The organism is Paenibacillus sp. FSL M7-1046 (assembly GCF_038007405.1).
GTDB lineage: Bacteria > Bacillota > Bacilli > Paenibacillales > Paenibacillaceae > Paenibacillus_AQ.
In genome coordinates this window covers 2,775,551-2,793,884 of the sequence record NZ_JBBOXB010000001.1, presented here as the reverse complement: position 1 = coordinate 2,793,884, position 18,334 = coordinate 2,775,551, and the positions used below count along the sequence as shown (strand labels likewise).

The 18,334-nt window shown below is 51.9% G+C and carries 15 protein-coding genes; 5 read left to right on the top strand and 10 right to left on the bottom strand.

Features of this window, described 5'->3' with window-relative positions:
- Nucleotides 1-270: 270 nt before the first annotated feature.
- On the bottom strand, nt 271-666 hold the full coding sequence (locus NYE29_RS12205; protein WP_340896174.1) for a Fur family transcriptional regulator: 396 nt from the start codon (nt 664-666) through the stop codon (nt 271-273).
- A gap of 198 nt (nt 667-864) precedes the next feature.
- Here NYE29_RS12205 and NYE29_RS12200 point away from each other — a divergent pair, with 198 nt between their 5' ends.
- From NYE29_RS12200 to NYE29_RS12190, 3 genes are all read left to right on the top strand, one after another.
- Nucleotides 865-2,421 (top strand): FAD-dependent oxidoreductase, encoded by a 1,557-nt coding sequence (locus tag NYE29_RS12200; RefSeq protein ID WP_340896172.1) that lies wholly within the window; start codon nt 865-867, stop codon nt 2,419-2,421.
- Between the two features lie 167 nt (nt 2,422-2,588).
- Complete coding sequence (locus tag NYE29_RS12195; protein WP_038597576.1) at nt 2,589-3,308, top strand: 3-ketoacyl-ACP reductase; 720 nt, start codon at nt 2,589-2,591, stop codon at nt 3,306-3,308.
- A 30-nt stretch (nt 3,309-3,338) separates the two neighbouring features.
- Nucleotides 3,339-3,650, top strand: coding sequence for an antibiotic biosynthesis monooxygenase (locus NYE29_RS12190; protein ID WP_038597579.1), 312 nt, complete (start codon nt 3,339-3,341; stop codon nt 3,648-3,650).
- Nucleotides 3,651-3,814: 164 nt separating this feature from the next.
- Here the strand turns inward: NYE29_RS12190 and NYE29_RS12185 are convergent, their stop codons facing one another.
- The 7 genes from NYE29_RS12185 to cidR form a co-directional block, all read right to left on the bottom strand.
- On the bottom strand, nt 3,815-6,043 hold the full coding sequence (locus NYE29_RS12185; protein ID WP_340896169.1) for an MMPL family transporter: 2,229 nt from the start codon (nt 6,041-6,043) through the stop codon (nt 3,815-3,817).
- 231 nt (nt 6,044-6,274) lie between these two features.
- The gene (locus tag NYE29_RS12180; protein WP_340896168.1) at nt 6,275-8,173 is read right to left on the bottom strand and encodes an ABC transporter ATP-binding protein; all 1,899 of its coding nucleotides are present in this window, start codon (nt 8,171-8,173) and stop codon (nt 6,275-6,277) included.
- Nucleotides 8,170-9,930 carry an ABC transporter ATP-binding protein gene (locus NYE29_RS12175; RefSeq protein ID WP_340896167.1) on the bottom strand — a complete coding sequence of 587 codons (1,761 nt, stop codon included), beginning with the start codon at nt 9,928-9,930 and terminating at the stop codon, nt 8,170-8,172. The genes NYE29_RS12180 and NYE29_RS12175 overlap by 4 nt, the downstream gene beginning before the upstream one ends.
- Nucleotides 9,923-10,309 (bottom strand): MarR family winged helix-turn-helix transcriptional regulator, encoded by a 387-nt coding sequence (locus NYE29_RS12170; protein ID WP_052092362.1) that lies wholly within the window; start codon nt 10,307-10,309, stop codon nt 9,923-9,925. The genes NYE29_RS12175 and NYE29_RS12170 overlap by 8 nt, the downstream gene beginning before the upstream one ends.
- Before the next feature lie 303 nt (nt 10,310-10,612).
- Nucleotides 10,613-12,043, bottom strand: coding sequence for a DNA-binding protein (locus NYE29_RS12165; protein ID WP_340896166.1), 1,431 nt, complete (start codon nt 12,041-12,043; stop codon nt 10,613-10,615).
- Between the two features lie 213 nt (nt 12,044-12,256).
- Nucleotides 12,257-12,541, bottom strand: a complete 285-nt coding sequence (locus NYE29_RS12160; RefSeq protein WP_076109704.1) for an aspartyl-phosphate phosphatase Spo0E family protein — start codon at nt 12,539-12,541, stop codon at nt 12,257-12,259.
- 110 nt (nt 12,542-12,651) lie between these two features.
- On the bottom strand, nt 12,652-13,575 hold the full coding sequence (gene cidR, locus NYE29_RS12155; RefSeq protein WP_038597594.1) for a cidABC operon transcriptional activator CidR: 924 nt from the start codon (nt 13,573-13,575) through the stop codon (nt 12,652-12,654).
- A 113-nt stretch (nt 13,576-13,688) separates the two neighbouring features.
- On the opposite strand from cidR, the gene NYE29_RS12150 reads away from it, so the two are divergent.
- Together NYE29_RS12150 and NYE29_RS12145 are read left to right on the top strand one after the other, a co-directional pair.
- The gene (locus NYE29_RS12150; RefSeq protein ID WP_340896164.1) at nt 13,689-14,057 is read left to right on the top strand and encodes a CidA/LrgA family protein; all 369 of its coding nucleotides are present in this window, start codon (nt 13,689-13,691) and stop codon (nt 14,055-14,057) included.
- Nucleotides 14,057-14,740 carry a CidB/LrgB family autolysis modulator gene (locus tag NYE29_RS12145; RefSeq protein ID WP_379145741.1) on the top strand — a complete coding sequence of 228 codons (684 nt, stop codon included), beginning with the start codon at nt 14,057-14,059 and terminating at the stop codon, nt 14,738-14,740. The genes NYE29_RS12150 and NYE29_RS12145 overlap by 1 nt, the downstream gene beginning before the upstream one ends.
- Nucleotides 14,741-14,826: 86 nt before the next feature.
- Here NYE29_RS12145 and NYE29_RS12140 read toward each other — a convergent pair whose 3' ends face one another.
- Together NYE29_RS12140 and NYE29_RS12135 are read right to left on the bottom strand one after the other, a co-directional pair.
- Nucleotides 14,827-15,795, bottom strand: coding sequence for a Gfo/Idh/MocA family protein (locus tag NYE29_RS12140; protein WP_340896163.1), 969 nt, complete (start codon nt 15,793-15,795; stop codon nt 14,827-14,829).
- Between the two features lie 68 nt (nt 15,796-15,863).
- Nucleotides 15,864-18,191 carry an ATP-dependent DNA helicase gene (locus NYE29_RS12135; protein ID WP_340896162.1) on the bottom strand — a complete coding sequence of 776 codons (2,328 nt, stop codon included), beginning with the start codon at nt 18,189-18,191 and terminating at the stop codon, nt 15,864-15,866.
- Nucleotides 18,192-18,334 lie beyond the last annotated feature (143 nt).

The following is an 18,334-nucleotide window of genomic DNA, read 5'->3' as shown; positions in this document are numbered from 1 at the left end:
CAGACAAAGGCGGACGCTGTCGCTCCTACAGTTCCAAACCCCTCCGCCACTTTTCCCTATATGTAATTCTCAAGTTCAATCTATATAGGTATATAGTTATATACCGGGTATGGAATCCCTCTTTTATTCTGAAATTTCCCATGAATTTAAAGACTTTATTGATAAATTTGCTGATAAAACAGCAAAAAGACCGTTTATTTGAAAACGGTCTTTTATTATATATCTATTCATATGTCAGACCCTTGGTCAGGGGTTTAGGCCCTTCTTAAACTAATTCACAACTTTGTTCCTGCAAGCCGGGCATACTCCGCCGAATACGACATGGGCATGTGAAATGGAGTATCCGGTATCCTTAGCCACCGTATCCATCCACTCCTGGGGCACATGGCTCATTACCTCATCCACCGCACCGCACACCTCGCAAATAATATGCTGGTGATCGTCCATACGCGCATCATATCTGCTGGCTGCTTCGCCAAGCTTCAGCTCGCGGATCATTTCTTTATCCGCAAGATAACGCAGTGAATTGTACACGGTGCCATAGGCCAGGTTATGTCCCTGTTCTACCAGCCGGTTCATCACTTCTGCTGCGGTAGGATGATCATGTGACTGGCGGACGATATCATAAACGGCTTGACGCTGGGAGGTCAAATTCAGGTTCCTCATCTTCATCATCCTCTAACTTATTTTTAGATCAAGTATAAGTCTTGATTGTTCCAGCGTCAATCTAATCGTCTGCCTATCGAATCTAACTTATTTTGGCACTAGGTCCCCAATTTCATGCACCTGACCTTTGAGGAGTTTCTTTTGGCTGGACTGTGGTAATAAATGAGATGAATATGGTACCGATGGAGGGATGTTAAGATGAGTTCAACGCACGATGTATCTCAGGGTCTTCCGCAATTTCCGCAATCGTTATGGAGAGACAGCACCGACCTGCCTTCGTTTCCGAAGCTAGCGGAAGATCTAGTTACAGATGTCGCAATTGTCGGGGCCGGTATTACCGGCATTACTGCAGGTTATTTGCTGGCAAACGCAGGGTATAAAGTCACTTTGCTGGAGGCGGGAGAAATTTTTGCCGGCACCACTGGATTCACAAGCGCCAAAATTTCCGCCCAGCACGGGATGATCTACGATGATTTGCTGAAGCATTTCGGGGAAGAACAGGCCCGGCTCTATTACAGATCAAACACTGAGGCGATGGAATGGATTATCGCCACTGCAGAGGAACTGAACCTGTCCTGCGGACTAACACGTGAAGACGCCTTGCTCTATGCTGATAACAGCGACGATAAGACGCTCAAACAACTGGAGGCGGAGTTTAAAGCTTACGAAAAGCTGGGACTCCCCGGGCAATGGCTGGACAACGTCTCCTTGCCGCTGATGGCCGGGGGTGCCATCAAGCTGCCGGGACAGGCCCGCTTCCACCCGCTTCAATACCTGCAAGGCTTGCTCCAGGTGATTCTGGACAAGGGCGGAACTGTCTATGAGCACACGATGATTGGAGAAAAGGTAGACAAGGACAACGGCCTCACGCTTTACACTGAAGGAGAGCAGCTGAAAATTAAGTGCCGCCATGCCATCTCAGCCTCCCACTTTCCTTTCTATGATGGCGGAGCCCTCTACTTCTCGCGCCTGCATGCAGAACGTTCCTACTGTCTGGCGGTTCAGCCGGAAACCGATTATGAGGGCGGCATGTATTTGAGCGCCGGAGAACCTACACGCTCTCTGCGCGCCGTCGAATGGGGCGGCCAGAGGCTGGTCATTGTCGGCGGGGACAATCACAAGACAGGCCAAGGCATCTGCACCTTCGGCCATTATGAGAACCTGGAGCTGTTCGCAGGTGAATTGCTGGGCATTAAGGCCATTCCGTACCGCTGGTCAGCGCAGGACCTCATTACCCTGGACAGAGTGCCTTATATCGGCAAGGTTTCCGGGGAGGAGGAAATCTATATTGCCACCGGCTATCGCAAATGGGGCATGACCAGCGGAACACTGGCCGCGCGTATGATCACGGATCAGATTCTGCGCAAGCATAGTCCCTACAGTGAACTCTATGACCCCTCGCGTTTTAAAGCCAACCCATCCATCAAAAATTTCATCGTGCAGAATACCAATGTCGCCAAAGAGCTGGTTGCCGGCAAGGTGGAGATTGTCCATAAGAAAACCCGTGATCTGGAGCCTGATGAAGGCGCGGTTGTCTTTCATGACGGCAAACGTGTCGGGGCCTACCGTGACACGGATGGCAAGCTGCATCTGGTAGACAGAACCTGTACCCATATGGGCTGCGAGTGTGAATGGAATGATGGAGAACGCTCCTGGGACTGTCCTTGCCATGGCTCGCGTTACTCCTATGAGGGAGCTGTACTTGAGGGTCCCGCTACGGTGCCGCTGACGAAGCTGGAAGCGGAGACGAATTAAAGCCGCGATGGGTTTGCCTGAGCAGTCGCGTTTGTCTGTCTCTTGAAGTAACCCAGCGGCTTGGGACAGCTCCAAGCGGCCCCGGCGTGATTGTCCGCCCACGCTCAGGTATAATAGAGCTGAATATTTTTATTATCATAAATTCAGAGGGAGCGTGACGGCAGGTTATGGATTTGAGAGGAAAAAGCATTGTGATTACAGGTGCCGGCAAAGGGATCGGCAAAGCCTTGGCCATGGCACTGGCGAAAGAAGGCGCTAATCTGGGCCTGATCTCCAGAACTTCAGGTGATCTGGAAGCACTGAAATCGGCTTTGACAGAGGTCTATGACGTGAAGGTCAGCATTGCTGTAGCCGATATCGCTGTCCGCGAAGAAGCGGAGCGGGCGGTTGTTGCGCTTCAGAATGATCTCGGTACCTTCGATGCCCTGATTAACAACGCCGGAATTGCCAAATTCGGCACCTTCCTGGAAATGGACCCGGCAGATTGGGAGCGTCACATGCAGATCAATCTGTTCGGCACCTATTATGTAACCCGGGCAGCACTGCCGGCAATGATTGAACGCAACGGCGGAAATATCATCAATATTTCCTCTACAGCCGGTGAGCGCGGCTTCGCTACCGGCTCGGCCTACTGCGCCTCCAAATTCGCCCTGATGGGCATGACGGAAGCGCTGGCCCAAGAAGTGCGCAAGCATAATATCCGCGTAGTGGCCCTGACACCAAGCACCGTCAATACCGGGCTTGCCGAGAATGCCGGCCTGAAGATCGGCGATGAAGACCGGATGATGCAGCCGGAGGATGTGGCTGAGCTGACCCTGGCGGCCCTGAAGCTGCCGGACCGCGTCTTCTTGAAGACTGCGGGAATCTGGACTACCAATCCACAATAAATTGCAGAGTCTTTCGAGGGAGGAATCAGCATGCTGGTAGTAACAAACACCATTAAGGTTAAGGAAGGGCATGGAGAAACCCTTGCCCAGCGTTTTGGCGGAGCGGGCGGCGTGCAGGATATGCCCGGCTTTGTACGTATGGAGGTATGGCACAGCGCAGCTAAAGAGGGCGTGGAAGAGCTGAAAATCTGTACCGTGTGGGAGAACGAAGAGGCCTTTAAAGGGTGGACTGCCAGTCCTTCCTTCCGCGAATCGCACCGTGGGGCAGGCGGAAATGAAGCCATCCTTGGCGCGTCGCTTGATAAGTATGAGCTGCTGATCAGCCGTACACCGGGGGAATAATCAGGTAGAGGGGCCCAGGTCCCATACTGCTCATTCGTCTGCGCTAGGGCATGTCAATTCCGTCCGGCGGCGCAAATCACTGCAAATAAAACAGGGACGCCCCGTTAAGCCTCATGGCTTAGTAGGGCGTCCCTGTTTATTATCTGCCTGTAGCAAGCTCTGGCTTAATGCTCATCAACTGCCGGCAATGCCTTTTCCAGCTCCTGATGTTTGCCGGGCCAGAACGACCAGCGGCCCAGCAGCACTGTGATTGCCGGCACCAGAAACGGCCGGACGATGAAGGTATCCAGCAGCACGCCGATCGCGGTAATGATCCCGAACTGCACCAGCACCTGTATCGGCAGGCTCGCGAGTACGGCAAAGGTTCCGGCCAGAATGAGTCCGGCGGACGTAATCACCGATCCAGTCTCGTTCACACCCTCGGCGACGGCCTGCTTCAGCGGCATCCGCTTGCGCTTTTTCCAAATGTTCGAAATCATAAAGATGTTATAGTCCTCTCCCAGCGCCACCAGGAAGACGAAGGAATACAGCGGAATCGCGCCCTGAATGGCATCTGCACCCAGCACGTAATGAATAATAATCCACCCTAAACCAAGGGCCGAGAAAAAGGACAGAATGACTGTAGCCACCAAATAAACGGTTGCCACTACAGAACGCAAGTAGATCAGCAGCAGCAAAGTAATCAACCCGATGACTACCGGTATAATCAAATCGGTATCCCGTTCACCCAGCTCTTTCGTATCATGCTGGGTTGCCGTCTGCCCGCTGACCCATACCTTGTCGCCGGGTTCGGCCACTCCTACATCAATCAGCGCCTGCTCCGCAGTATCCTGAAGCGCCGGTATGTGGCTCATCGCCTCCAGGGAATACGGGTTATTCTTAAATTCAATATCATAACCGAGAATATTCTTATTGACCGCACCTTGCTGGGGGTCCGATACAACATCCACGTATGAAAGGCCGCCCAGGATCACCTTAAGATCCTCACCGTCCGCTTTGCCCTCGGTATCTATCATCAGCTTGGCGGGAGCCAGCTCCCCTGGGGAGAACTGATTGCCTATCAGGTCAAAACCTTCGCGCGACTCCATATCCTCCGGAAAGGACGATAGGATATCATAAGTGAACTTAATGCCCCCGGAGAAGGAAGCCAGCACACCCAGAAGCACCACGGTTACTCCTACAATTGCCCAAGGACGGGAAACGACAAAGTTGCCGATTCCTTTGTTACGGGCAGATTTTGGCTGCGGAGCCGGCTTGCCTTTGGCTCTGGCCCGCTCCGCCTCCATCAGCGGAGTACGTGGAACAAACGGGAAGAATGAAGTCCGCCCGAAGATGGCCAGCAGCGCCGGCACCAGGGTCAGACTGGCGATGCCCATAATAAGAATGGAGACGCTGAAAGGAACCGCAAAGCGGTGGTACGCTCCATATTTCGCCAGCAGCAGCGCAAACAGCGCCATCACCACTGTAAATCCGCTCATTGCAATAGCACCCGAGGAATGGGTGATTGCGCTCAGCAGTGCACGGCCCTTGCTCTCCTCCACCTTCAGCATCTGGCGGAACCGGGAGATCAGGAACAGGCAGTAATCTGTGCCTGCACCGAACAGCAGCACAGTCATGATTGAGATGGCCTGTGAATCCACTGTAATCCAGCCCTCCTGGGCCATCTTCCCAATCACCGGACTGGTAACCCCATAAGCAAACCCTACCGCCACGAGCGGAATCAAAGCCAGAATCGGCGAACGGTAAATCAGCAGCAGGAACACCAGCACAAGAATTACGGTCGCGATGAGCAGGGAAACGTCCGCATCCTTGAACAGCCCTGTCGCATCAATGGAGATGCCCACAGGACCGGAAACCCGCAGGCTCAACTCACTGCTGTCCACCTTGGCCGCAGTAGGATCACCGCCGGTTTCCGCAGAGATCAATTCCTTCATTTGCGTTACGGCCTCACCGAGCTGATCACTGTCTGCGGACTTGTCGAAGAGCACCGGTGTGACCAGTGTGCTGCGGTCCTCAGACAGGGAAGCCTGCAGCGCCTGCGGCGGCAGCTGTCCCAGCGGCGGAACATAGTTCTGGTGCGGCAACGGCTGCTGCTCAAGCTTGCCGTATACAGCAATGATATGTATCAAATCCTCATCGGACAGCCCGCCCTCCTTATGCCATACAAGAAGTGCCGGTACGCCGCTCCCTGCTGGAAACTCCTGTTCCGCAACCGCCGCCGCCCGGACCGACTGCGAATCATCAGGCAGATTCTGCGCATTATTCACTACCTGTGAGTTTACAGAAGGCCAAAGAAGTGTAAGAGCACCCACAATTACGATCCAGACCGCAAGAGTTATCCACTTTGTTTTACGGCCAGCCACCCATTTTCCGTAGCCTGACATTCCCTTCATCCTCTCTTCAACCCCGGCCTCCCTAAAAAATGAGCCGCGGGTCATTTTATTAACCTTATCATATATACCCTAAAATTTTTAATCAAATCTTTTTTATATTTTATTCTTTGCCATAAGCTATTCCCTTCATGCAAAACACCCCTCTGCTCACAGCAATAGTAGTCTGCTGTAGACAGAGGGGTGATATTTGATGGATATATTCAGATGATTTTTGCTGCTTCTGCTTGCGGTTTAGCCCACATCCGGCAGATCGTCACCGGAAAATTGGCTGTTATACAGGTCGGCATAGAATCCGCCTTGCTCCAGCAGCTCCACATGGGTGCCTTTTTCAATAACACTGCCTTGGTTCATCACCAGGATCAGATCTGCGTCACGAATCGTTGACAGGCGGTGCGCAATTACAAAGCTTGTTCTGCCGTTCATCAGCGTATTCATCGCCTTCTGAATCTGCACTTCGGTCCGTGTATCGACACTGCTGGTCGCTTCATCAAGAATCAGGATCGAAGGATCGGCCAGAATTGCCCGGGCAATAGTCAGCAGCTGCTTCTGCCCCTGCGAGATATTCGAGGCTTCTTCGTTCAGGATTGTGTCGTAGCCAAGTGGAAGCGTGCGGATAAAGTGATCGGCATGCGCCGCCTTGGCCGCACGCACCACATCCGCCTCTGTTGCACCTTCGCGGCCGTAAGCAATGTTGTCGCGGATCGTTCCGTTAAAGAGCCAGGTATCCTGCAGCACCATACCGAATTTACTGCGCAGCTCGCTGCGTTTCATGTCGGTGATGTTGACGCCGTCAATGACAATCTCGCCTCCGCTGATCTCATAGAAGCGCATCAGCAGGTTGATCAGCGTTGTTTTGCCGGCACCGGTTGGTCCTACAATCGCTATGGTCTGACCCGGACTGACTTCAATGTTCATATCTTCAATCAGGATAGCATCCTCTTTGTAGCCGAATTTCACATGACGGAATTCGACTGAGCCTTCTTCGGCAACTGCAGCATGCTTAGCCTGAGCAGCAGTAACTTCCGGAATTTCCTCTTCTTCATCCAGCAGCTCGAACACGCGCTCTGCGGAAGCTATGGTGGATTGAATGATGTTGGCGATATTGGCCGTTTGTGTAATTGGCATGGTGAACTGGCGGGAATACTGGATAAACGCCTGAATATCACCGACCTCAATCGTTTTCTTGGTCACGAAGATCCCGCCGACCACACAGACCAGCACATATCCCAGGTTGCCGATGAACATCATCAGCGGCATAATGATCCCCGAGATGAATTGGGACCGCCAGCCGGAATTGTACAGATCATCATTAATGCTGTTGAACTCTTTAAGCGATTGCTTCTCGCGGCCAAAGGCCTTGATAATGCGGTGACCCGTGTACATTTCCTCTACATGGCCGTTCAGCTCACCCAGTGATTTCTGCTGGCCAATGAAATATCTTTGCGAACGCTTGGAGATCGCAATAATCACGACAAAGCTTAGCGGCAGGGTGATAACTGTAATTAAGGTCAGCCATGGGCTGATGGTGAGCATCATGACAATGACACCAATGATAGTTACGATGGACGTGATCAGCTGAGTTAAGCTCTGCTGCAGCGTCGTACTGATATTGTCTACGTCATTGGTCGCACGGCTAAGAATTTCCCCATGCGTCCGGGAGTCAAAATATTTCAACGGCAGACGCTCCAGCTTGTTGTTGATCTGCTCGCGCATATCGAAAACAACTTTCTGGGCCACACCGGCCATTACATACTGCTGCACATAGCTGAACAAGGAGCTGAACAGGTACAGACCCGCCAGAATAAGCAGAATTTTGTTCACATAATCAAAATCAATCGCGGCTCCCGGAACGCCCTTCAGTATGCCGTATGCGCCCTCGAACAGCTTGGTTGTCGCCTTCCCCATCACCTTCGGGCTGAAAATACTGAATACGGTGCTGGCGATAGCCATTATGAACACAATCAGCAGCTGCACCTGCCGCGGACGCAGGTAGCGGATCAGCCGTTTGAGCGTACCTTTAAAATCCTTGGCTTTCTCCACCGGCATACTCATTCCGGGCGGTCCGCCGGGTCCACCGCCATGTCCCCGTGGAGGTTTGGGCATTTTGGTTCCTTTATTCGCTTCACTCATGCTATTTCCTCCTCTGACAACTGCGAGGATACAATCTCGCGGTACACTTCACTGTTCTCCATCAGCTCACGATGGTTGCCAATGCCGGTGATTACGCCGTCATCCAGCACAATAATCCGGTCAGCATCCATAACCGTGCTGACCCGCTGGGCGACGATCAGAACCGTTGATTCCGTTGTTTCGTCTTTGAGCGCGGCGCGCAGCTTGGCATCGGTCTTGAAATCAAGCGCCGAGAAGCTGTCGTCGAACAGGTACACTTCCGGTCTTCTTACCAATGCACGGGCAATCGACAGCCGCTGCTTCTGGCCGCCGGACACATTGTTCCCGCCCTGGGCAATCTCGGAGTTGAAGCCTTCCTTCATCGCAGAGACGAAATCATAGGCCTGTGCTACCTTGGCCGCATGAATAATCTCCTCATCCGTAGCATCTTCTTTACCGTAGCGGATATTCTCGTTGATCGTACCGGAGAACAGCACCGCCTTCTGCGGAATATATCCGATCTTGCTCCGCAGCTCTTCCTGCGTCATCTCGCGCACATCTACGCCATCCACACGCACGGCGCCTTCAATGGCATCATAGAATCTCGGGATCAGGCTCAGCAGGGTCGATTTACCCGAGCCTGTACCGCCGATGATCGCCGTAATCTCACCGGGCCGCGCGCTGAAGCTGATTCCGGACAGCGCAGGCTGCTCCGCACCGGGATAGGAGAAGGATACATTGTCAAATTCAACAAACCCATGCATAACATCCCGGCCATCCTTCTTCGTTACTGCAGCCGTGTTCTGAAGCTCGGACACCGTAGGATCTGTAATCTCAGGCTGCATATCCAGCACTTCATTGATACGCAGTGCGGAGGCAGAGGCCCGGGGAATAAGCACGAACATCATCGACACCATGATTAAGGAGAACATTATCTGCATTGCATATTGAATAAATGCCATCAATGAACCTACCTGCAGATCGCCATCGCCGATCCGGATTCCGCCGTAATACAGAATAGCAATCATCGAAAAGTTCATCACGATCATCATAATCGGCATCAGGCCGGCCATCACCTTGTTGACTTTGATTGCCGTTTCCGTAAGATCCTTGTTCGCTTCAGTAAACCTTCTGTTCTCATGATCAATCCGGTTAAAGGAACGAATGACACGGATACCGGTCAAATGCTCGCGCAGCACGCGGTTTAATTTGTCCAGCTTAACCTGAATCGCCTTGAACAGCGGCAGGCCCCTCATTCCGATGAAGAATATCGCTCCTACAAGCACAGGAATTACGACTACAAAAATAAGAGAAAGCTTGGCATCTTCCGATACCGCCATGATAATCCCGCCGATCATCATCATCGGAGCGCCGACCATCATGCGCAGCATCATAGTAAGTACGGTTTGTACTTGTGTAATATCATTAGTAGTACGCGTAATCAGCGAGGCAGTACCCAGCTTGTCGAATTCATGCAGCGTAAAGTTCTCTACATGATTGAACATCCGCGAGCGGATATTTTTACCGAAGCCGGCAGCAACCTTTGCTGATAAATAACTGGCGACGATAGAGCATATGGCTCCTCCGCCCGCCACCAGCAGCATAAATCCGCCGATTTTCCAGATATAATCGCGGTCGCCCTGCACGATCCCTTTATCCACGATATCGGACATCAGCGTAGGGAGGTACAAGTCGCCCAGAGACTGCAGAAAGATAAGGATTAATACAGCGGCGACAGCCAGCTTAAAAGGGCTCAGGTTTTTTAATAGTTTAATCAAGTTTCTCATCTCCGTTCATTTGTAGCAGGTCTAGATTAGGCGGCGGATTATCTTCTACGAATGCGTGGACCTTCAGCAGAAGGTCTGCCAGATGGTTGCACTCTTCTTCGCCCAAATGTTCCGCCAGTTTGTTCAGCGATGCATCCATATGATGTTTGGCTTTGCGTGTGATTACTTTCCCCTGCTCCGTCAGCTTAATACGGACGACTCTCCGGTCGGAGGGATCGGCCACCCTGAGAACCATGTCTTTGGCTTCAAGACTGTTAATCAGTTGGGTAACGGTTGGTGGCATCAGCCCCAGGAATCGGCTCAGTTCCGAAACCTTAAGTCCTTCATCCAGGGAATGAGACCGCTTGGCAAGACATATTAATAAAGTCATCTCACTTGGCTTGTGGCCTTCCACAGTGTGCTGCCAATGAACTTTTCGCAGCTGCCGCAATGCGGCAAACAGCCTGTGCGCGACTGGATTTTCTTCATGGTTTATCCCAATGCTGCTCACCTCTGTCTTTAGTTAGGTTTACTAATAATTAAATACTATATTAATTAGGCTACCTAATTATATTTTCACCATAATTGTTTGTCAAACATTGAAGGCGCTATCAATTATTACGGAATGAAGAACATCAACGCTGCAACTGCTGCGAAACCAAAACTCCCCCGCCCGAAGGCGGAGGAGGAATATTCATAGTATAGGATTTGTAAGATGAGGCATCTGTACAATACCGGATTGCTGAACTACGTTTACTGCGTTTTCATCATTTTTCCTTAACTCTTGTATGAGTTCTCTATACTTCTTCTGCTGGTCATCGGTAGCGTAATCCCTGCTTGTCTCGAATAAAGTTACACAATTAATCAAGTCCTTCGCACTGTTCAGCTCAACAGCAAGCGTGAGACACTGCAGAATGTTGTCCACTCCAGACATATACCGTTCCCGGTCTATATGGTAGATGGCCAGCTGATAGCTGAGCCTGTATACACGGTCAATATTCATCGGGTCCTGATACAGCACACAATGAGCCATCTCCACTGAAAACTGTTCCAGCACATCGTCTACAGCGAATCCGAACCGGTTGGCCGCCTCTATAATAATGACCAGGCCAGGCAGAATCTCCCCGGGATGTTCCACCAGAAAAGCTGTATATGCCGGCAGTACTGCGTAATTGCCCACCAGCATTTCCAGGGTAAAGCTGTTCGCTATGGCAAATAAACGAAAGGCTTCAACCTCAGACCGGCCCTCATCATCAAGAAATTGAAACCAGCTTAAATCGGCATAGCCGGCGGTATATTTCTTGGCTTCCTCATATCTGCCCTGTTTCGTAAGCGAGGTCGCCTTCAGCAAATAGCCATGGGCATAATAAAAAACAAGCGGGCGCTCCAGTTTCAATTCTTCACCTCGCCTGCCCGCCTTCTTCTGCAGCTGTTCCCGGTACATCGCACTGGCCAGTGCCCTCAGTTCATCGGTATACTTCTCCATTTCTTTGTACTTATGCAGGGTATAGGTGACCTGGGCCAGCTTCAGCAGACCATCTAGCTGCAGATTCTCGGGAAGGCGTCCGCGGAACGGTTCAAAGGTGATCACTGCCCGCAGCTTCTCCTCCCAATTCACAACGGACATCAGCGATTTGAAAATACGGTACTGACTGATCGCCAGCCGTTCGGAGTAACTATCTTGTTCATTGTCCACTACAATTTTATAAAAAACCGTCGCCTCCTGCATCTTGCCGGCGGTGAACAGTTTCTCGGCTACTGAATAGACAATATCGAGCGGTTTGGGGTATTCCATCATTCTGCTTAACACTTCATCAATACAATGCTGCTTGCCGGTTTCGGCGCAGCGAATTAAAAAAGGCTCCACCCTGCGGCGCGAGACCTTCTCTTCACTAAAGCATTCATCCACATAAAGCGAATATAAACATCCTTCCGGAAGTCCGAAGGCTCGGTTGAACGCATCCAGCTGCCTCAAAGAAATCGGCTTAGGCGGATTTCCATGAAGAATGGCACTGAGACTGCCGCGGTTCAGGCCGGAAACTTTCGCGAACGAGGCTAGATTATGACCCGAGCGGGACAGATTGTCCTCAATTTCAGAGCGTAATGTTGTCAGTTTCGCCTCCACTCGGCACCTCCCCGGTCATGTTGAAATAGTGCTGCTATTAATTGACATTATAGGTGAAGCCTGTGGAAAGCACAACAAAATGGCCCCGCAACGCGGGACCTTTCCTTTCAGCGGGCAGCTGATTATTTATGAAATTACTGTTCCAACAACTTTAGAAGAAAAGCAGCAGGCTCTTCTGTCAGCACCTATCCGGCTGTTAGAAGCCGGGCGGAACTACTGCTGCAGTGCCGCCTTGCTTCTTACCCTTTGGCTCTTGGTAACCTTGCCGAAAGCGGAAGCTGCATTATTGCGGCTGCGCAGGCCTTCCATCATTTGCTTCTGAGCCATTACAATGTAGCCGTCCAGACGCTGGCTGAGTTCAACGACCGTATGGTCGCTCAGACTGCGCTCCTGCGCCACCTCCAGCAATTGACTTCTAAGGCTCTCTATAGTTAAAAACAACTCGTCTTCTCTGTAATCTCTTCTATGATCCTCGTGGGAAGCCTGGTATAAGTTCACGATCAGTCACCTGCTCTCTATCAACTTCTACCTTATCATAATTCATGATGCCAAAAAACATATTTTGAAAAAAAAGAAAAATATGTCGATCATATTACATTTGTAAATTTTCATTCATTCCTCTGAATCGACATTCCCGGGGGACTGTAACGCTGGCCAAGGACTCCCATGGCAAAAGTTATCCATTCCCGCGCGGCAAAGGACAAATACCGGTCTCTGCGCCAGATCATCCCCAGCTGCCAGGGAATAACAGGTTCTGTTAAAGGAATCACAGAAATTCTGGAACGGTCCATGTCACGGCAGATGGTCTCCGGCAGCAGTGCGATGCCCATCCCGGCAGCCACCATCCGGCTAATCAGGTCCCACTGTGAACTCTCATATACAACTCTGGGCTGAAATCCGGCTTTTACACATTCTGTTATGATCCGGTCATGCAGGGCAAAATCCTCGCGAAACAGCACAAACTCCTCTTCCGCCAGTTCTTTCAGAGGAACACTGTCTGTACCGGTCAGCCGGTGTCCTATCGGCACCAGAAGCTCCAGCTTCTCCTCTACAAAAGTAAAGCAATGAAACTTTGCCGTATCCACGGGCAGCACAATCGCCCCGATATCAAGCAGCCCCGTTTCCACATCATCCTCCACTTTTTTGGCTCCGTCCTCATGCAGCCGGATGGTAACCTCGGGATACCGCCGGTGAAATTCTCCGATCACGGCCGGGAAGAAGCTGGCGCCCACCATGGGCGGCAGGCCGATGCGGATATGTCCGCGCTTCAGGTTGCGCAGGCTGTCCAGCTCGGAGGAGAGGCTGGCGAACGACTCCACTATATTTTGAGCCTTGGAGAGCAGAATCTCCCCTGCATCTGTCAGCCTTATGCTCTTGCCTTCACGGTAAAAGAGGTCCGCACCCAGCTCATTCTCGAGGTTGCGGATCATTTTGCTGATCGTGGGCTGTGAGATATAGAGCGACTCCGCCGCTCTGGAAAAGCTGTTCAACCTGGCCGCCTGGACAAAGTACTGTAATTGGCGGATATCCATCGCTTATCGCCTCCCATGCATAGACAAAAGGAATGTCATTTATTCGATCTATTCATTTTACCTATGAAAATAATTGATGTAAACTTTCATTATCATGAAAGGAGCGAAGCCTTATGAAAAAGTTATCCCTAGGCTTGCTGCAGGTAGCCGGACTTACAATATTCTCAATGCTTATCAATACATTGACTCCACTACTTCATATACCTATTCCCGGAAGCATTATCGGGATGATCCTCTTGTTCCTGCTGTTGGAATCCGGCGTCATCCGCCTGAACTGGGTAGAAGTCGGTGCCTCTTGGCTGCTTGCCGAGCTGTTGCTGTTCTTTATCCCTTCCGCTATCGGAGTGATGAAATATTCGAGTCTGCTTGAAGCAGACGGCCTTCAAGTGCTGGCAGTTGTGCTTGTCGGCACATTTGCGGTAATGGCCGGTTCGGGCGTGCTTACTGGAGCCATCTATAAAGTGAAGGAGCGTAAAAGCTGATGATTACAGGACTGCTGCTGCTAGGTCTCACCATTGCTGTGTATCTCATCTCCAAACGTATTTATGCCTCCAGCACCAAGATGTATGCTTCTCCGCTCATCATAACACCTTTGGCGATGATCCTCTTTCTGCTATTGATGGGCATCCCTTATGAATCTTACAATGCGGGAGGCAAATGGCTTACAGATCTGCTGCAGCCGGCGACCATCGCCTTTGCGATCCCACTCCATAAAAACTTCAAAGTACTCAAAAAACACGCCGCCGAAATTGCGGCGGGCGTGTTCTCGGGTACAGTAATTGCAGTGCTCTCCTCGATGCTGCTGGCAAAGTGGCTGCATTTAAGCGGGGAACTGGCGACCAGCCTGGTACCCCGTTCGGTGACGACACCGATTGCCATGAGCATCTCGCAAAGCATTGGCGGCGTCCCGAGCATTACGGCTGTTTTCGTAATTCTCACCGGCGTGCTGGGAACATTGATGGGGCCAACCGTACTCCGCCTCTTCCGCATTGACAACGAAATTGCGCGCGGTGTATCGCTGGGAACCGCCGCACACGGCACAGGGACATCCAAGGCCTTTGAGCTGAGCTCCCTGACCGGTACCATCTCCAGTATCTCGATGATTCTGACGGCGCTGTTCTCGATCGGACTTGCACCGGCACTTCTCGCGGTATTCCTCCACTAGGCCAACCCGGCTTGGGCCAAAGACCTGCCGATCATTTAACCGATCCGGCAGGTCTCTTTTTTACTTAAAGCCAAAAGCGGCTATTCCTAAAGTTTCACCGGCAGGCCGCGCTGAGCCGACTCATATGCCGCGCAGGTTACTTTCAGCGTTTTGTAGCCGTCCTCATAATCGCTGAGAATCCGTGAGCGGTCTCCGGTCCGCACTGCATGCAGGAAAGCTTCGGTCTCCACTGCGTAAGGATTGCCTGCATTGACGAATTCCTTGCTGTCGCCGCTGCGCACCTCCAGCAGACGTTCCGGATTCCAGTCCAGCAGCCCGTTGTCATTGTAGAAGCTGAGTCCGACACGGCCAACCTCGCCCGGCAGCACACAGGTATTGGAAATGTTCGCAACTACGCCGTTTGCCAGCTTCAGCGATACTGTGCCCACATCGGCTACCGTTACATTCTCATGCTGCTCATGCATGATCCGGTTGCCGAACATGCCGTATACTTCTGTCACCTCGCCGGCCAGATAACGCAGCAGATCGACGATATGGGTCGTCTGTTCCGTGAATTGTCCGCCGGATTGTTCCTGGTTGCGCCACCAGGCTACGCCGGGCATCCCTCCCATCCATTGTCCGACAATCATTCCTACCTTATCTCCACTCAGGGATTGTTTCAGCCGCGTTATGTTCTCCTGATAACGGAAATGATAGCCAACCGAGGTCAGCAAATTATGTTCTTTAATATCCTGCAGCAGACTTGCCGGAATTTCCGTGCTTGACCCCAGCGGTTTCTCGATAAAGAAAGGAATCTCTCTCTTAATCAGCGCCCGCTCTATTGCTCCATGCGATTGTGGAGGCACACAAATGTACACGGCATCCAGCTTATGGGCTTCCAGCATCTCTGTTATTTCACCATAACCCTCCGCTCCATACGGACGGGCCATATCTTCACCCTTCTGCTTGCTGCTGCCGCAGATGGCTTTCAGAGACACATCCTCCATGCCTGTGAGCAAATCGGCATGCACCTTGGAGAACCAGCCTGTTCCTACGATTCCGATATTAAGTGTCATTTAATTCCCTCCTGTAGCGCTCTAGTCAAGAGCATCTTTTCATAGAAGTACAATTAGATTATAAGCGTTTAAGCCAGTACAAGGTAGTTTCTCCATTCCTCGGGGAGCAGCTGCTGGTATGGATATTGCAGGAACCGGTCATCTGCGAGCACAATGCTTCCGCTGTCATTCTCGCTGCGGATCAGCCTGCCCCCGGCCTGCAGCACCTTGCACATTCCGGGATAGACATAGGCGTAATCAAAACCGTTCTTGCCCCGGGACTGGAAATATTCACGCAGCAGATTACGCTCCAGCCCTACCTGCGGCAAACCTACCCCTACAACCATCACACCGTTCAGGCGGTCACCGGGCAAATCCACACCTTCCGAGAATATCCCCCCCAGTACGGCGAAGCCAAGCAGCGTTTCCGGGTTATCCGGGCGAAAGGAGGAGAGGAATTGCTCCCGCTCGGGTTCACTCATGCCGCTGCTCTGCACCAGCGTGGGGACCTCCGGATATTTGTCCGCGAATATCTCATAAACATTCTGCAAATAGACATACGAAGGAAAAAACACCAGATAGTTGCCTTTCCGGGAGACCAATCCTTTCAGCGCATCACTCAGCGGAAGCAGAGAGTCGGCCCGGTCGCGGTAACGGGTGGAGACTGGCAGCACAGACACCTGCCACTGCTCCTTATGAAAGGGAGAGAGCACACTCAGGCTGTAGTCTTCCTCGCCCGCGCCGATCATGTCTCTGTAAAAGGAAAGCGGCGATAGCGTAGCCGAGAAGAAGATCTGGCTGCGGTAGCTCTTGCCCATTTGCTGCAGCAAAAAGGAGGGGTCCAGATTGAACAGCTTCAGCACCACATCCCCGCGCTGGACTTCCGCGTAGGTGACATACCGTTCATCATAGGTTTTGAACGTACGCAGCATCCCCTGCACCGCATAATAAGTATCCAAAAGCCCGCCTTCACCGCCTTCACCGTCTTCTTCGCCCTCCTGTGCAACCAGCGAGATAGGCGAAGGGCTGAGCAGCTCAAGCTCTGCTTCTGCGGCAAAACTCTCCAGCAGGGCAGGCAGCTCCTCCGGGTACATCGTCCATTCACCTGCCCCTTCTTCACTGCAGCGTTTGCGCAGGGCAATGAAAAAAGCATTCACCGCTTTGGCGGCAACGCCGAGTGAGCGGTTAACGGTCTTGTACTTCCGCTGCAGCGAGAGGAACGGAGCCTTCGCCAGACTGGCCGAGTACATCTCCCGCCCCCGGTCCACCAGATTATGTGCCTCATCCACCAGCAGCACCGTCTTCTTCTTCCGTTCCTCCGGCAGCCGCTTTAAGCTGATACGGGGATCATAAATATAATTGTAATCACATATAACGGCATCACAGGCATAGGCAGCATCCAGCGAAAATTCAAACGGACATACCTGATATCTCTTGGCATACCTGGCAATCACGTCCTGTGTCATTAGCGTCTCGTGCTCCAGCATGTCCAGCAGCGCGTTATTGATCCGGTCATAATATCCGTCGGCAAAGGGACAGAAGTCTTTGGTGCACAGCCCCTCATCACGAAAACAGGCTTTCTCCTTTGCCGTAAGCGTAATAGCATGCATATGAAGCCCGCCTTTCAGCAACATGGCTATTGCCTCCTGGGCGGCGAACCGGTTAACCGTCTTAGCGGTCAAATAGAACAGCCCGGCAGCCTGGCCTTCTCCCAATGCCTTGAGCGCAGGAAAGAGGGTGGACATCGTTTTGCCGATACCGGTCGGGGCCTGGGCGAACAGATTGACGCCCTCCGTGACTGATTTATAGACCGCAGCCGCAAAATGCCGCTGTCCCTGCCGGTATTCGGCAAAGGGAAACGACAACCCGCGGATGCTGGCTTCCTTCTGCGCCTCATGCCTGACCATCAGCTCAGCATAAGGGGCATATTTCGCTACCGTATCAACGGCAAAGGCAATCAGCTCTTCTTTGGACAACTGCCTGTAGAGGCTACGCTGCTCTTCACCGCCCCGCCGGACATAGGTGAGCTTGACCTCAATAGAAGTAAGCTCCTGTGCTAGACATATCATATAGGCGTACATGTATGCCTGCGCCCAGTGCACCTCCCGGCCTTCGAAAGCAGGGTCGAGCGGACCGGCAGTTGATTTGATCTCTTCGACCGTTACACTTCCGTCCTCTCCGGTAAGCAGGCCGTCGCAGCGTCCGTCGATCATAAATATAAGGCCTTCATGGGCAATTTCTGTCTTCAGGTAGACTTCTTTACGGTCTCCCTCCTTATACTGCTTCTGAATGTGCTGATGAATACGCGTACCCTCCACCATCGCTGCTCCACTGCGGAATCCCGGCTCCAGACTGCCGCTGCTAAAGACATGTTCCACGAGGGATCTCACTGAAAGAACTATTTCCGCATATTCCATGTATGCCCACCCCCATTATTTCCCGAGCCCCTTTTTAGCATCGGTGGCCGTTTTCGTCCTTTTTCCATGATATAAACTGATCTGAGTGCTATAATCTCGGCTTCATTCCTGCGCATATCGCTTTACGCGGTCCATGGTGGTTA